We start from the raw sequence: 15,638 nt of genomic DNA on the forward strand, positions 1-15,638 counted from the left end.
GGGAAACCATCGAGACAAGGAGGCGCCCATGAAGGGGATATTGCTGCGTTGGCTGGCTCGCTACGATGCCTGGTGCCAGGAGTGGGGACTCACACCGGAGAACCGGCGCTGCTGCGCGCCGGTACGCCATGATGAAGACGAGAAGCGCCCGGAGAAGGGCGACGACCTCACTGGAACTGGCGGGTCACGGCGCCAGTGACGCTGTTGTAGTCGAACGAGAGCCCGTCGGGGTATGCCGGGAAGTGGCCAACGGAGCTGCGCAGGGTATAGCGGCAGTTGTCGTGGCGAAGGGCGCCGTCAGCCTGAGCGTCTGCCGGGATGAGCCGGGAGATGTAGTCACTGTCTGAATCCTGGTGCAACTCATCGGCCACCGTCAGATCGGTATCGAGCAGGGCGCCAAACAGGCTCTCGCAGTCGTCCCGGCTGCTGACGGAGATCTGATCGCTGTCGCCACCGGGGAAGACGGTATCGGGCCCCTGACCTCCCTGGTCCTCCTTGGTGCCCACCGGCCAGCCATGGCTGTTGATGTCGAGATCCTGCCTGCCCATGCCGCTAAAGTTGTAGAGTGCCAGGGGCTCCCCCTTTACCTTGACCGCCCAGCCGGCGTGGGCGAGCCGGGCGGCACTGGCAAAGCTGCCCGCCGTGGCCGAGACGCTGCTCTTGAGCCCGTCGTCCTGGATGTTGATGAAGCGGGGCAGGGCGGTCACGGCCAGGATCCCCAGCACGATGATGACCAGCACCAGTTCTATCAGGGTAAAGCCTCGGGAAACGTGTGTTGGCATGGAATGAACCCATTGAGTACGACAGACAGGTAAGCGCGACATGGAATTGATAGACACCCACTGCCACCTCGATTTTCCGGTCTTTGACGCCGATAGGGAGGCGCTGCTGACCCGGTGGCGCCAGCTGGGGGTGGGCGAGTATATCATCCCCGCCGTGGGAGAGGAAAACTGGGGGCGGATGATGGCGCTGGCCGGGCGCCATGACGACATCCGCTATGGCCTGGGGATCCATCCCTGGTATGTGGGCAAGCAGCCCCGGGATGCACTGACCCGGCTGGAGACCCTGCTGGCGAGTCGGCCCCGTGGGCTGGTGGCCGTGGGGGAGTGCGGGCTGGATCTGCGCTCCCATGTGCCGCAGGAGGGGCAGGTCGAGATGTTCGAGGCGCAGGTGCGGCTGGCCATGGCGCATGCGCTGCCCCTCATCGTTCACTCGGTGCGTGCCAACGACACGGTCGCCAAGATCCTGCGGCGCTTCACTCCGCCACAAGGGGGGGTCATTCACGCCTTCAGCGGCTCCCTGCATCAGGCGGAGGTGTTCTGGCAACTGGGTTTCAGGTTGGGGATCGGGGGGGTCATCAGCTATGAGCGGGCCAACAAGACCCGGGAGGCGATACGCCAGATGCCGCTGGAGGCCTTGCTGCTGGAAACCGACGCTCCCGACATGCCGCTGCAAGGCCAGCAGGGGGAGGTGAACACGCCGGCCAGCCTGCCGACCATAGCCCGCTTGTTGGCACAATTGCGGCAGCAACCGCTGGAGGATGTTATTTCGGTGTTACATGACTCCACCCGGCGGCTGTTCCCCCCAGGAAATCATGAAATTAACATTTGATTATCAAATGATGACCGAGTGATAAAAAACAGGGCCCATAAAAATCGTTTGCGGTCTAATTAAACGATGTTCAGGCCGTTTGTGGCTTATAAAATGTGACCAGTATTCTATTTTGTCGCACCGTAATTAGTATAATGCGCACCCTTGATTAGCGGCTTCAATACACAAATCGTTAACAAGCTGGCAGGTGCTACTAAAGAGGAAGTGTTAATAATGAATCTGATAATGGGTCTGGTAGGGATGGCGACGCTCATCCTTATTGCGGTGCTGTTCTCCAGCAACCGCAAGGCAATCAAAATTCGTACCGTAGGTGGCGCCTTTGCCATCCAGGCCGGTCTGGGGGCCTTCGTGCTCTACGTGCCGGTCGGTCGTGACATCCTGGTGGGCGTGTCCGACGCCGTCTCCAGCGTCATCGGTTATGGCCAGAACGGCATCGAATTCCTGTTCGGTGGTCTGGTTGGCAACAAGATGTTCGAAGTATTCGGTGGCGGTGGCTTCGTCTTCGCCTTCCGCGTCCTGCCCGTCATCATCTTCTTCTCTTCCCTGATCGCGGTACTCTACTACCTCGGCATCATGCAGTGGGTGATCAAGCTGCTGGGCGGCGGTCTGCAGAAGGTGCTGGGCACCTCTCGTACCGAATCCCTCTCCGCCACTGCCAACATCTTCGTCGGTCAGACCGAAGCCCCGCTGGTGGTACGTCCCTTCATCTCCAAGATGACCGACTCCGAGCTGTTTGCCGTCATGTGTGGTGGTCTGGCTTCCGTTGCCGGCTCCGTGCTGGCCGGTTACGCCTCCATGGGTGTCAAGATGGAATACCTGATCGCCGCCTCCTTCATGGCTGCCCCGGGTGGTCTGCTGTTCGCCAAGCTGCTGGTACCGGAAACCGAGACCCCGAGCTACGACGAGAACACCGCAGAAGGTGAGCTGGACGACAAGCCGGCCAACGTGATCGACGCTGCCGCCGCCGGTGCCTCCGCCGGTCTGCAACTGGCCCTGAACGTGGGTGCCATGCTGCTGGCCTTCATCGGCCTCATCGCCATGATCAACGGCATCTTCTCCGGTGTGGGCGGCTGGTTCGGTTACCCGCAACTCTCCCTGGAGCTGCTGCTGGGCTGGCTGTTCTCCCCGCTGGCCTTCCTGATCGGCGTGCCCTGGAGCGAAGCGGTCGTGGCCGGTTCCTTCATCGGTCAGAAGCTGGTGGTCAACGAGTTCGTGGCTTACCTGAACTTTGCCCCCTACCTGAAGGATGAAGTGCTGATCAACGGTGTGGCCATGTCCGAGCACACCAAGGCGATCATCTCCTTCGCCCTGTGCGGCTTCGCCAACCTGTCCTCCGTCGCCATCCTGCTGGGTGGTCTGGGCTCCATGGCACCGAACCGTCGCGGCACCATCGCCAAGTTCGGTCTGAAGGCCGTGCTGGCAGGTTCCTTGTCCAACCTGATGTCTGCGACCATCGCAGGCTTCTTCCTGGCGCTGTCCGGCATGTAACATCGCCTGACTGACAGGATAAAGACGAACGCCACAGCGATTTGCTGTGGCGTTCTCGTTTGGGGTGGTGACAACCGTTTTCCTGTCAAGACTAATAATAAAGTGAGTCAAATCGGAGGTTCTATGAATGAAGTGCTACTGGCTATGGCGGCCGGCTTTATCGTTGGGGTGTTGTTTTCTTTCCTCAAGTTGCCGATACCGGCGCCGCCCGTCCTCTCCGGCGTCATGGGGATCGTGGGGGTCTATCTGGGGGGCATTGCCTACTCCTGGATCCTGACCCGCTTCTTCTCCTAAAGCACCTTACAGTGCTGGATTTGCCGGGTGTGAGGTACCTCTGAAATTGGCAAATCCGGCTTGCAAACACGGGGTATCTCGGCTGAAATAGGCGATGCCAGCAGGGTGCTGGCATTGACTAATGCCCGGTGAATCCGGGTGTTGGCGGTCAAATGGAATTGATTGGGAAGTCGGGTCTGCGTAGTCGGCCTTTCTCAAGTCTTCATGGAACCAAGTCCGCACTTTTGTAAGAAAGTGACAGGGCTCTTGCCTTATTTGCAGCCGTATTGCCTGTGCATTTGCGCTGCAATTCCATATCCCGTTGCTCCGGGAACGTCTCTGCCGACCCTTGGTGTTCGGTGAAGCCGCTCGCGGGTGATGGGGCTTAACAAGACTTTGGAGACATAGCATGACTGATCTGAAAGTGGCCGCCCAACGCGCCCTGAACCTGATGGACCTGACCACCCTGAACGATGACGACACCGATCAGAAGGTGATCGACCTGTGCCACAAGGCCAAGTCTCCGGCCGGCCTGACCGCCGCCGTCTGCATCTACCCCCGTTTCATCCCCATCGCGCGCAAGACCCTGCGTGACATCGGCGCCGCCGACGTGCGCATCGCGACCGTGACCAACTTCCCCCACGGCAACGACGACATCGAGATCGCCGTGGCCGAGACCCGTGCCGCCGTGGCCTACGGTGCCGACGAGGTTGACGTGGTCTTCCCGTACCGCGCCTTCATGGCCGGCAATGAACAGGTTGGCTTCGATCTGGTCAAAGCATGTAAGGAAGCCTGCGGCGCCAAGGTACTGCTGAAAGTGATCATCGAGACCGGCGAGTTGAAGGAAGAGGCGCTGATCCGTCGCGCCTCCGAGATCTCCATCGACGCCGGTGCCGATTTCATCAAGACCTCCACCGGCAAGGTGCCGGTGAACGCGACCCCGGAAGCTGCCCGCATCATGATGGAAGTGATCAAGGCCAAGAACCCGAAAGTGGGCTTCAAGCCGGCCGGTGGCGTGAAAGACGCCGCCGTGGCGGGCCAGTACCTGGCCATGGCCGAAGAGATCCTGGGCAAGGACTGGGTATCCGCCCGCACCTTCCGCTTCGGCGCCTCCAGCCTGCTGGCCAGCCTGCTGGCGACCCTGGGGCATGGCGACAAGCCTGCCAATACCAGCGGTTACTAAGCGGTGGCAGGGGGCGGTGCGCCGCCCCCTTTCGGATCTGGTTCGGTCTGTGTTCGTGTGTGATGCACGGAGGGAATGAAAGATGTTTTTGCCTCAAGAAATTATTCGCAAGAAGCGCAACGGTGAAGCGCTCAGTACCCAAGAGATTCAATTCTTCGTCCAGGGCATAACCAACAACACCATCGGCGAGGGGCAGATCGCGGCCCTGGCGATGGCGGTCTACTTCAAGGACATGACCATGGATGAGCGGGTCGCCCTGACCTGCGCCATGCGCGACTCCGGCATGGTGCTGACCTGGGACCACCTCAATCTGGGCGGCCCCATCGTCGACAAGCACTCCACCGGCGGCGTGGGTGACGTCGTCTCCCTGATGCTGGGCCCCATGGTCGCCGCCTGTGGCGGTTTCGTGCCCATGATCTCCGGCCGTGGTCTCGGCCATACCGGCGGTACCCTGGACAAGCTGGATGCCATCCCCGGCTACCAGACCTCGGTCGACAACGACCGCTTCCTGAAAGTGGTGAAAGAGGCGGGTGTCGCCATCATCGGCCAGACCGGCGATCTCGCCCCGGCGGACAAGCGCATCTATGCGGTACGGGATATCACCGCCACCGTCGAGTCCATTGCCATGATCACCGGCTCCATCCTCTCCAAGAAGCTTGCCTCCGGGCTCGAAGCCCTGGTGATGGACGTGAAGGTGGGCTCCGGCGCCTTCATGCCGACCTTTGAAGCCTCCGAGGAACTGGCCAAGAGCATCGTCGCCGTGGCCAACGGGGCCGGCTGCCGCACCTCTGCACTCCTGACCGACATGAACCAGGTGCTGGCCTCCAGCGCCGGCAACGCCGTGGAAGTGCGCGAAGCGGTGCGCTATCTGACCGGTGAGTATCGCAACCCGCGCATCCACGAAGTGACCATGGCCCTGTGCGCCGAGATGCTGATCTCCGCCGGTCTTGCCAGCGATGACGGCGATGCCCGCACCAAGCTGCAAGCGGTGCTGGACAACGGCAAGGCAGCCGAGATCTTCGGGCGCATGGTGACCGGCCTCGGTGGTCCCGCCGACTTCATGGAGCGCTACGACGCCTACCTGCCCAAAGCAGCCATCGTGCGCCCCGTCTACGCGGCCCACAGCGGATTCGTCACCGCCATGGACACCCGTGAACTGGGTCTGGCTGTGGTGGCCATGGGCGGCGGTCGCCGCGCCGCCGCCGACAAACTCGATTATGCGGTCGGTCTGACCGACTTTATCCGCCTGGGTCAGAGCGTCGATGCTGACAAGCCGCTCGCCCTGATCCACGCTCAGACAGAAGCTCAATTTGCCGAGGCTGCCCGCATGGTGCAGGCTGCCGTGAAGATCGGCGACACCCGACCAGAGGCGCTGCCCGAGGTTTACCGTCGCATTGGTCTGGCTGATTTGTAACAAGGGGAAGTCCCATGAAACGTACCTTTATTCTGATGATGGACTCTTTCGGTATTGGTGCTGCCGCCGATGCCGACAAGTTCGGCGACGTGGGTGCCAATACCCTTGGCCATATCGCCAAGGCGTGCGCCGCCGGTGAGATCGAGGGCCGTGGCGCTCTCAACCTGCCAAACCTCAGCAAGCTGGGTCTGGGCCACGCGGGCGAACTCGCCAGCGGCACCTTCCCGGCCGGACTGAACAAGGATGTCGAGGTGATCGGTGCCTACGGCTTTGCCCAGGAGCTCTCCTCCGGCAAGGACACCCCGTCCGGTCACTGGGAGATTGCCGGCGTGCCCGTCTTGTTCGAGTGGGGTTATTTCCACGACCATCACAACAGCTTCCCGCAGGAGCTGCTGGATGCCATCGTCGAGAAGGCCGGTCTGCCCGGGTATCTGGGCAACTGCCACGCCTCCGGCACCCAGGTGCTGGACGATCTGGGCGAAGAGCACATGCGCACCGGCAAGCCGATCCTCTACACCTCTGCCGACTCCGTGTTCCAGATCGCCTGCCACGAAGAGACCTATGGCCTCGAGAAGCTCTATGAGCTGTGCCACATCGTGCGCGAGCTGCTGGAGCCCTACAACATCGGCCGCGTCATCGCGCGTCCGTTCGTGGGCAGCGGCAAGGGCAACTTTAAGCGCACCGGCAACCGCCACGACTACTCCGTGCTGCCGCCGGCGCCGACCGTGCTGGACTACATGAAGGAAGCGGGTGGCCAGGTGGTCTCCATCGGCAAGATCGCCGACATCTATGCCCAGCAGGGCATCACCAAGCAGGTGAAGGGGACCGGTCTGACCGAGCTGTGGGACAGGACTCTGGAAGAGGTGAAAGCGGCCGGTGACCAGACCATCGTCTTCACCAACTTCGTGGACTTCGACTCCTCCTACGGTCACCGCCGTGACGTCAAGGGCTACGCCGATGCGCTGGAGTACTTCGACTCCCGCCTGCCGGAGCTGTTCGACCTGCTGCAGGATGGCGACGTGGTGGTGCTGACCGCCGACCACGGCTGTGACCCGACCTGGAGCGGTACCGACCACACCCGCGAATACATTCCGGTACTGTTCTACGGCAAGCCGGTCAAGGCGGGCTCCGTCGGTCGTCGCGAGACCTTCGCCGACATCGGCCAGAGCATCGCGGCCTACCACGGCCTGCCCAAGCTGCAATACGGTACCAGCTTCCTGTGATGGTGACCCCGGGCCGGTTCGCCTGCCCGGGGTGCCACAGGGCCCCGGTTTCCTGTAATGTACCGCCGCCGCGCAGGCAGCGGACAATCCATAAAGACAATAAAACTCAACCTAGTGTGAAGGAATAAAGAGAATGGCAACTCCTCATATCAATGCGAAAGATGGCGCCTTTGCTGATACCGTGCTGATGCCGGGCGACCCCCTGCGTGCCAAGTACATCGCCGAAACCTTCCTGGAGAACGTCGAGCAGGTGTGCGACGTGCGCAACATGTTCGGTTTCACCGGCACCTACAAGGGTCGTCGCATCTCCGTCATGGGTCACGGCATGGGCATCCCGTCCTGCTCCATCTACGCAAAAGAGCTGATCACCGATTACGGCGTGAAGACCCTGATCCGTGTGGGCTCCTGCGGTGCCGTGCGTGAAGACGTGAAACTGCGTGACGTGGTGATCGGCATGGGTGCCTGCACCGACTCCAAAGTGAACCGTCTGCGCTTCAAGGATCACGACTTCGCCGCCATCGCCGACTTCGACCTGGTGGCCAATGCCGTTCAGGCCGCCAAGAACAAGGGTGTGGCCGTGCGCGTGGGCAACATCTTCTCCGCCGATCTGTTCTACACCCCGGACCCCTCCATGTTCGACGTCATGGAAAAATACGGCATCCTGGGTGTCGAGATGGAAGCCGCCGGTATCTATGGCGTGGCCGCCGAGTACGGTGCCAAGGCGCTGACCATCTGCACCGTCTCCGACCATATCCGTACTGGTGAGCAGACCACCTCCGAAGAGCGTCAGCTGACCTTCAACGACATGATCGAAATCGCGCTGGACTCCGTCCTGCTGGGTGACAACTGATCCCCCTCGCGCATAAAAAAACGGCGGCCCTCGGGCCGCCGTTTTGCATTTTTGCGAAGCACGGTCAGAGATCGAGGGCGAAGCGCCCCTTGCCCGACTGCTTGGCCCGGTACATGGCGGCATCGGCCCGGTGCAGCAGATCGTCGATGTGACAATACTGGCCCGAGTGGCAGAGGGCGCCTCCTATGCTGCCGGCAAGGGGCAGCCGGTGACCAGCCACGTCCCCAGGAACCGCCATGGCCGCCAGCAGCCGCTCGCACAGGGCGGGCAGCTCCAGTTCCGGCTGGCGCAGGGCGGGCAGTATGATGGTGAACTCGTCGCCGGCCAGGCGCGCCACCATGTCCCCCGGGCGCACCTCGGCACTCAGCACCTGGGCGAAGCGTTGCAACAGGGCATCGCCGACGTGGTGTCCCAGCCTGTCGTTGATCCCCTTGAAGCCGTCGAGATCGAGGAACAGCAGGCCCAGGGGTTCGGCATTCTGGCGCACCCGCTCCAGCTCCCGGGAGAGGCGCAGGGTGAAGGCGCGCCGGTTGGGCAGGCCGGTGAGGGGGTCGTGAGCCGCCTCGTGTTCCAGCTGGCTTTGCAGCGCCTTGAACTCGGTGATGTCGCTGCCGAGGATGTAGACCCCGGGCTCGTCGCCCCTGCTCGGGATCATGGTGATCCTGAGGTCGCGTCGGCCTATGGGGAGATCGAAACGGTGCTCGAAACTCACCTGCTCACCGGCGAGGGCCTTTGCCACATAGGCCATGGCCCTGCCGTGGGCCTCCTCGCCGATGACGTCCCGCACGCTCATTTCCCGCATCTGTTCGGTATCGAGCCCGAAGTAGCGGCAATAGGCCTGGTTGGCGAACAGGTAACGCCCCTCGGGCGACACCATGCTGATGGTGACCGGCAGGCCATCGGTGATGGCCCGCAGTCGGGCACGGCCACGCTCGATCTCCGCGAGCACCTGGCGGCGGGCTGTGATGTCGTGCAAAAACAGGGCGATGCGCACCTTGCCGTCGAACTGGTAACGCTCGGCAATCACCTCGACCGGGATGTGCCGGCCTGTGCGGGTGATGATGTCGCACTCCAGCCGCCGTGGCGGACTCTGCGGGTTGCCTGACAGGCTCAGCAGGGGATGCTCGGCGCCGAGCAGCCCGAAGAGGGGACGGCCCAGCATCTCGTCGGCGTGCCAGCCGAGCAGGGTGGTGGAGGCCGGGTTCCAGCCTGTGATGATGAAATCGGCATCGAGCTCGAGGAAGGCATTGCTGGTGTGCTCCAGCATGTGCTGCAAGCGGCGCTGCTCCTGCCACAGCTGCTGCTGCATGGCGCCGCGCTCGCGCATCTCCTGATGCAGCTGTTCCACCGTGCGGGAAAGCTCCCGGGTCCGTGACTGCACCTGCTGCTCGAGCCCTTGCTGCAGCCGCACGAGTTCGGCCTCGGCCTGTTTGCGCTCGGTGAGGTCGGCAAACACGGCGATCATGTGGGGGGCCATGGTGCGGCTCTGGCAGAGGGTCACGCTGAGCTGGACCCAGCACTGGGTGCCATCGGCCCGGATCATCCGCTTCTCCAGCCGGTAATCCTGCCGTTGCCCCGCGATCAGGGCATCGAACAGGGGCTGCTCCCGTTGCAGATCTTCGGGATGGGTCATGGCGAGCCAGGTCCGGCTCAGCATCTCGTGCTCGCTGTAACCGAGCAGCCGCTCCAGCCCCGGGTTGGCTCTCAGCCATTTCCCCTCGAGGGAGGAGAGGGCCATGCCCACCGACGACTGGTTGAAGGTGAGGGTGAAGAGATGCTCCTTGTCTTCCAGCACCTGGTTGAGGGTGCGCACCTGGTGGCGTCGCTCCAGATCGTGCAGGGTGTTCTCCACCAGGCGGCCGAAGTCGTCGAGATCCCGGCAGGCATCTTCGTCGAGATGGCGCGGCACATGGTCCACCAGGCAGAGGGTGCCGAGCACCACGCCATCGAGGGCGCGCAGGGGTCGGCCGGCGTAGAAGACCACGCCGGGATCATCGGTCACCAGCGGATTGTCGGCAAAGCGGAGATCCCGTCTGGCATCCGGCACCTGCATGATGTCGGGGCGCAAAATGGCATGACCGCAGAAGGAGTGTTCCCGGTTGATCTCGCACATATCGACCCCGGTGCGGGCGAGAAACCACTGCCTGTTCACGTCGGTCAGGGAGACCATGGCGATGGGGAGTGCGAAATGCCGGGTGATGAGCCGGGTGAGGCGATCAAGCTGATCGATGGGCTCGTGGTCGAGCAGGCCGAGGATGCGCAGTCGTTCCAGTCGACTGTGTTCATCCCGCGGCAAGGGGGGGGCAATCATGTGGCTCTCCTGCCAGTGATCTTGCCAGTGTTATATACAAGCCGGAGGATGTGATCCACTCCCGCTTATTGCGGAGCGGCGGGTTTGCTCTGTTTCTTGTGCTTGCGCACCCGCATGTAGTTGCGACGCACCCCGTAGGAGATGAGCAGGCCGGCCAGCAGCATCACCAGCAGCATCAGGCGCTGTTTCTCCTGGTTGACCTTGAGATGGGTATCCTGTGCGGCCAGCAGTTTCTGCTCTTCCAGGGTGATCCTCAGATAGCCCAGGGTCAGGTTTCCGTCCTGGATCTCCTGGACGAACTGGATGCGCCCCTTGCCCTGCTCCGGCAGGGATTTGTTGTCGCTGCCGATGGGCAGCAGGCTGTCCAGCGGCAGGGCGTTGTCCGACTGGGCGAGGGGAATGCCGCGGGCGTCATAGAGGGTGACATCCAGAATGTCAGGCTCGGCGGCCAGATCCTGCGCCAGTCTCTCCAGTTCGCTCTCCTTGTCCTCCTTGATCCAGCGGCGCATGTCCCGGGCGGCATAGGCGACCAGCGCCTGTGCCCTGTCCCGTGCCGCCGCGTGCAGGGCGGCCTGGCTCTCTCCCTGCATGTGGATGAGCAGCACCAGCACCCAGAGACCGAGCAGGACTCCCGCCGCCAGACTGACAACACGTTTGATGGGAAGATGACGCACAGAACCGGGCCTCTGGTAATGGATGAGCGGGGCTGGCTGGTGCCCCGGTGCCGCGAAGCGGGAAACAGGGTGGTCTGTTTCTATGTCTGCCCGCACCGCAGGCGGGATCTTGGCGCTTGCCTGTACAAAAAGCAATACGCTACTCTGGGCCCGCATGATGAACCCCATGATTTCCAAGGAAGGCGTCTCTCTTATGTTGTTGTCCCAACTTCCCCGCTCCCTGCACGACTGGTCCGGGGCCCTGAGCTGTGCCCCCTGCTGGCAGCTTACCAACGAAGCCCTGCTGCCCGCGGCCAACGCCCATGACAGCGCCTGGATTGTCCTGTTTGGCAAGGGGCTGGAGGCCGGTCATCTGGCCCGCCTGGCCCAGCAGCTGGATGCCCTGGGGCTCGAGGCCAGCCTCTATCCCGCAGGGGAGCAGGCAGGTATTCCACTGCTGCTGCTTGGCACCAACCGCTTCTCCCCCGAGCTGGTGCAGGCGCTCAAAGCCCAGGAGTGGGACATCGACCTGTGTCATCTGGCCGCCCTGCCCACCCTGAGTGAGCCCGGTCTGCTGGTGATGGACATGGATTCCACCGCGATCAGGATAGAGTGCATCGACGAAATCGCGCGGCTGGCCGGGGTCGGTGAGCAGGTGGCGGCCGTTACCGCGGCAGCCATGCAGGGCAAGCTGGAGTTTGCTGACAGTCTGCGTGCCCGGGTGGCGCTGCTGGAAGGGGCGCCGGTCACCATCCTCGACGAGGTGGCGGCCGACATGCCCTGGATGCCGGGCCTGCCACTCATGGTCGATGCCCTCAAGCAGGCTGGCTGGAAGGTGGCGATCGCCTCCGGTGGCTTCACCCGCTTTGCTGGCGAGTTGCAGCGTGCTCTGGGTCTGGATGCCATTTTCGCCAACGAGCTGGCGGTGGAAGGGGGCTTGCTGACCGGCAAGGTGAGCGGCCCCATCGTCGATGCCGCCGCCAAGGCCGAGGCACTGCAACAGCTGGCCTCGGAGTACGGGGTGGTTGCATCCCAGACGGTCGCGGTCGGCGATGGGGCCAACGATCTCAAGATGATGGGGGTGGCGGGGCTGGGCATTGCCATTCATGCCAAACCCCTGGTTCGTGCCCAGGCGGCGGCGACCCTCAATCACCACGATCTGGAAGGGGTGCTCTGCCTGCTCGGCGCCCTGGCTTATCGCGACCGACGCTGGTGCTGATCCCGCTCAAGGAGGAGCCGATCACGAGATGGAACTGTTACAGCAATCCCTGTTTGTCCCCTGCGGTGAGCATCGACTCCATGTGCGCCATATCCAGCCCGGTGTCGCGGTGCATGCCGACCCCATCCTGATGGTGCACGGGGCCATCGAGAACGGCCGCATCTTCTACACCGAATCGGGCAAGGGGCTGGCCTGCTTTCTGGCTCGCCACGGGTATCAGGTCTATGTGGCGGATCTGCGTGGTCGGGGCCTGAGCACTCCGACCATCGCCGAGCGGGCCGGCCACGGTCAGCATGAGCTGATCACCGAGGATCTGCCCGCACTGCAGCGCTGGGTATCGGCCCGCCATGCCGGTGCCCGGGTGCACTGGATGGCCCACTCCTGGGGCGGCGTCATCATGGCCTCGACCCTGGTGCGCTTCCCCGAGCTGGCGGAGCAGGTTGCCAGCCTGGTGTTCTTCGGCACCAAGCGGGGGGTCTCGGTGCAGAACCCGGAGCGCTGGTTGAAGGTGGATCTGATTTGGAACCGGCTCGCCCCCTGGCTGGCGCGCCGCCGGGGATTTCTGGCCGCCCGCCGGTTGAAGATAGGGGCCGATGATGAGCCCCTGCGCTACCTGCAGGAGACCATCCCCTGGGTCAAGTGCGGGCCCTGGCAGGATCCCTTTGATGGTTTCGCCTATGACGAGGCGGCGAGCCGGGTCAACTGGCCCCCGCTCTGGATGATCTCCGCCAAGGCGGACAAGGTACTTGGCCACCCCGTCGACGTGCGTCGCTTCAGCGACGAGATGGGCTCGGCCGCCCGCCACACCCGCCTTGGGCGGGACAACGGCAACCGGCTCGATTACGACCACATCAACATGCTGACGGCGCCCCAGGCACAGGAGGATCACTTCCCCGACATCCTCGCCTGGCTGCGCAACCCCCAGGCTGCCTGATAGACAAAAAACGGGCACTTGCGTGCCCGTTTTTGTTGTCTCCCGGCCCTGCTGGCTAGCGGGGCCCGGATGGTATGCCAAGGCGGAACAGGGTCGCCTCGGTGGTATCGGTCAGTTCACCCACGCCCACGACACTCCAGAGCTCCTCTTCCAGCTTCTTGGCCTTGTGAATGGCGAACTTGGCGATGTAGTCCAGTTCACCCGCGATGAAACTGGTGTCCGGGCGGCCGGTGCGCGAAATGCCCACCAGTACTGAATAGAATTCTCCCTGTTGCCGAGCCAGCTCGATGAAGCGGCGCTTTTGATCCGGTGAGCTGAAGCTGCTGGCCAGGTGGCTGCGAAACAGGGGTGTTCCCCCCTGGGAGTGGAGGGCGGCGATGTAGACCTCCTCCTCTTCCGGCTTGTCTTCCCGCTCGATGGCGCGCAGGGGATTGAGCAACAGGGCCTTGAGCAGCGCCCCCTGGAACAGGGGATACATGTTCAACTGCTGATCCTGCTCGGCACAGATGCGCAGCAGACGGGAAAGGCTGCGTGGTTGTGGCGAGAGGCCGGCCGCGGCCAGTTTCGGGGCGGCCTTGAGTTTGTTCACATAGACGGGGGTGTTGAACAGGTGGTGGGTGTAGAGGTTGCGCAGCGCCCTGGCCATGCCGCGATAGCGATTGAACTCCCGGGTGGTCTTGAGCTTGTTCTGGTTGCTTTCGATAAGCAGGCTGAAGAACTGGTGGCCGGTATGGCGCTCGGCCGTCCCCTCGATGCACAGATGCAGCACGGTTCTGCTCAGGTTGAGGCTGACCAGCCGATAGGGCAGGCGTTGCAGGTCCATGTTCCTGGCGAGCTCCTGCAAACGGGGCAGAGCCACCGTGATGATGTCTCCCTTCTCCCCGTCGAACGGTTCCTCCAGCTCGATTTGCATGCCGTGGGCCGAGATGTCTCGGGTCCAGCCGACCCAGGATCGCTCCTTGTGATGCAAGACGATGGCCGTCTTGTGCATGTAGCGCGCCTCCTTGCGCAGTTGCACATAGTGCAGCGTCTCTATCTCGAAGGGGGCGGCATGGATGTCATGACCAAAGCGCTGCAAGGCGTTGGCGTTGAGCGGATCCTGACCCGTCTCTCGCTGGAACTCGTCGCGCTGGTTGTCCAGGTTTATCTCCTGCAGCATGCCCACGTATCCGAGCTGGGCCAGGCGCTCGCGCAGCAGCCTGTCCTGCAACGGGCTCGCCCCGCCCTGGGGGTTGTCGAGGTCGGCCTCCCGCAGGGTGCAGGCTTCCATGCTGAACTTGTATACCCGCCAGCTGGGGCGGCGGGCGCCGATCTGGAAGAAGAGCACGGTCAGTCCGCTCTGTTCCAGCTCCTCCCGGGTCGCGGAGAAGAAGTAGAGGTGGCTGCGTACCGCATGGGTAAAGCTGTAGATCAGCGTCTCGCGCAGCCCCTCTTTGCCTGGAAGCAACGAGGGCATGCGGGCCGCAGTGAAGAGGCTGGCGAGCATGTCGCGGTTCTTGGCGTCGCGCCAGTATTCGAGAATGTGCTGGTTGTTCTCGGTGCGCAGGGCGATCTCGAGGGCGGGGATGCTGCCCTTGCCGAAATAGAGGGGCATGCCGGTCATGCGCGGCAGATAGAACTGCTCATACCCCTTGATGACGGCGGCGGAGAGCAGGTAGTCGACGCTGACGCGATAGCGGCTGCGGTTGCGCTCGATGAAGTCGCGCAGGAACTCGTCAAACACCGGATGCTCGCCGTTCTTGAGCAGCCTGAGCCAGAATTTGTCCTCTTTTCTCTCCTCCCCCAGGATCTGGTAGCTGACCGGGTCACGCAGCAGGGGATGGGGATGATCGCGTTCCAGTCCGGTGAAGAAGACGGCTATCAGGTCGCCTGTCTGGTAGTCGGGCAGATAGGGCACGGATACCCGGATGCCGCCGAGGGAGATGTCGGAGCTCTTGGCGAGGATCTTCTCGCCGTTGGCGAGCTGGAGCACCATGGGAGAGCTGAAGTGCATGCGCTCTTCCTGTCGCCCGTAATGGCTGGCGAAGGGGATGGCACTGACATCGAACGGACGAAACGGGCTGATGGGCAGTGCCAGATTGTCGCTGCGCCCCTGGTTGAGTTTGTACCAGGCTTGCAGCGCCTCGTAGACCCCCAGGGTGTAGCTGTCCCGGTATAGGTAGCACTGGGATTGAAACAGCTCGATGGCCTCGGCGGGCATGAAGTGGGTCACCCCGTCGAACTCATGCACCTGACAGAGGGCGCCCAGCTCTTTGCGCATGTCGATGACGCGCCGGCAGGGGGTGCACTTGCGTTTGAGTTCCATCTTCAGCAGGAACCGGCTGTTCGTATTTTCGTTCTGGGTCAGACGGTTGAAGATTTCGTCGAAGTCCTTTTCCCGGAGCAGGGGGACAAGTTGTTCTATCAGATGTAGTGGTTGTTCTGAATCCATGTATTCCTGCCGCGGAAAGTCACTTTTCCGATTCTGGGTTTGATCTGC

14 protein-coding genes are annotated in these 15,638 nt (G+C 62.7%); 10 read left to right on the forward strand and 4 right to left on the reverse strand.

Annotated features, from left to right (window positions below):
* Window positions 1–28 precede the first annotated feature (28 nt).
* A complete protein-coding gene (locus I6L48_RS06470) occupies window positions 29–199 on the forward strand; it encodes a DUF5363 family protein (RefSeq protein WP_164882078.1) in 171 nt (56 codons plus the stop codon).
* On the opposite strand, the gene tppF is transcribed toward I6L48_RS06470, so the two are convergent.
* Window positions 168–782 carry a type IVa pilus pseudopilin TppF gene (gene tppF / locus I6L48_RS06475; RefSeq protein WP_113069585.1) on the reverse strand — a complete coding sequence of 205 codons (615 nt, stop codon included), beginning with the start codon at window positions 780–782 and terminating at the stop codon, window positions 168–170. The genes I6L48_RS06470 and tppF overlap by 32 nt on opposite strands.
* A 40-nt stretch (window positions 783–822) precedes the next feature.
* Between tppF and I6L48_RS06480 the strand changes: the two genes are divergently transcribed.
* From I6L48_RS06480 to deoD, 7 genes are all read left to right on the forward strand, one after another.
* A complete protein-coding gene (locus I6L48_RS06480; protein ID WP_113069586.1) occupies window positions 823–1,611 on the forward strand; it encodes a TatD family hydrolase in 789 nt (262 codons plus the stop codon).
* A 213-nt stretch (window positions 1,612–1,824) separates the two neighbouring features.
* On the forward strand, window positions 1,825–3,099 hold the full coding sequence (locus I6L48_RS06485; protein WP_010673026.1) for a NupC/NupG family nucleoside CNT transporter: 1,275 nt from the start codon (window positions 1,825–1,827) through the stop codon (window positions 3,097–3,099).
* 123 nt (window positions 3,100–3,222) lie between these two features.
* Complete coding sequence (locus I6L48_RS06490) at window positions 3,223–3,393, forward strand: XapX domain-containing protein (RefSeq protein WP_010673027.1); 171 nt, start codon at window positions 3,223–3,225, stop codon at window positions 3,391–3,393.
* Window positions 3,394–3,781: 388 nt separating this feature from the next.
* A complete protein-coding gene (gene deoC, locus I6L48_RS06495; RefSeq protein WP_039039946.1) occupies window positions 3,782–4,555 on the forward strand; it encodes a deoxyribose-phosphate aldolase in 774 nt (257 codons plus the stop codon).
* An 82-nt stretch (window positions 4,556–4,637) separates the two neighbouring features.
* Window positions 4,638–5,969 carry a thymidine phosphorylase gene (gene deoA / locus I6L48_RS06500; RefSeq protein WP_043153005.1) on the forward strand — a complete coding sequence of 444 codons (1,332 nt, stop codon included), beginning with the start codon at window positions 4,638–4,640 and terminating at the stop codon, window positions 5,967–5,969.
* Between the two features lie 14 nt (window positions 5,970–5,983).
* Window positions 5,984–7,192, forward strand: a complete 1,209-nt coding sequence (locus tag I6L48_RS06505) for a phosphopentomutase (protein WP_039039948.1) — start codon at window positions 5,984–5,986, stop codon at window positions 7,190–7,192.
* Between the two features lie 133 nt (window positions 7,193–7,325).
* The gene (gene deoD / locus I6L48_RS06510) at window positions 7,326–8,042 is read left to right on the forward strand and encodes a purine-nucleoside phosphorylase (protein WP_005341325.1); all 717 of its coding nucleotides are present in this window, start codon (window positions 7,326–7,328) and stop codon (window positions 8,040–8,042) included.
* A gap of 64 nt (window positions 8,043–8,106) precedes the next feature.
* On the opposite strand, the gene I6L48_RS06515 is transcribed toward deoD, so the two are convergent.
* Complete coding sequence (locus tag I6L48_RS06515; RefSeq protein WP_113069587.1) at window positions 8,107–10,353, reverse strand: PAS domain S-box protein; 2,247 nt, start codon at window positions 10,351–10,353, stop codon at window positions 8,107–8,109.
* Window positions 10,354–10,418: 65 nt separating this feature from the next.
* Window positions 10,419–11,027 (reverse strand): AhpA/YtjB family protein, encoded by a 609-nt coding sequence (locus tag I6L48_RS06520; RefSeq protein WP_010673032.1) that lies wholly within the window; start codon window positions 11,025–11,027, stop codon window positions 10,419–10,421.
* A 193-nt stretch (window positions 11,028–11,220) separates the two neighbouring features.
* On the opposite strand from I6L48_RS06520, the gene serB reads away from it, so the two are divergent.
* Window positions 11,221–12,225 carry a phosphoserine phosphatase SerB gene (gene serB, locus I6L48_RS06525; RefSeq protein WP_113069588.1) on the forward strand — a complete coding sequence of 335 codons (1,005 nt, stop codon included), beginning with the start codon at window positions 11,221–11,223 and terminating at the stop codon, window positions 12,223–12,225.
* A gap of 28 nt (window positions 12,226–12,253) precedes the next feature.
* Entirely contained in the window at window positions 12,254–13,159 is a 906-nt protein-coding gene (locus I6L48_RS06530; protein WP_041214455.1) for an alpha/beta fold hydrolase, read from the forward strand.
* Between the two features lie 55 nt (window positions 13,160–13,214).
* On the opposite strand, the gene I6L48_RS06535 is transcribed toward I6L48_RS06530, so the two are convergent.
* A complete protein-coding gene (locus I6L48_RS06535) occupies window positions 13,215–15,590 on the reverse strand; it encodes a PilZ domain-containing protein (protein ID WP_216987881.1) in 2,376 nt (791 codons plus the stop codon).
* Between the last annotated feature and the right edge of the window lie 48 nt (window positions 15,591–15,638).

The sequence above is a fragment of the Aeromonas sp. FDAARGOS 1418 genome, from assembly GCF_019048585.1.
Lineage (GTDB): Bacteria > Pseudomonadota > Gammaproteobacteria > Enterobacterales > Aeromonadaceae > Aeromonas > Aeromonas caviae.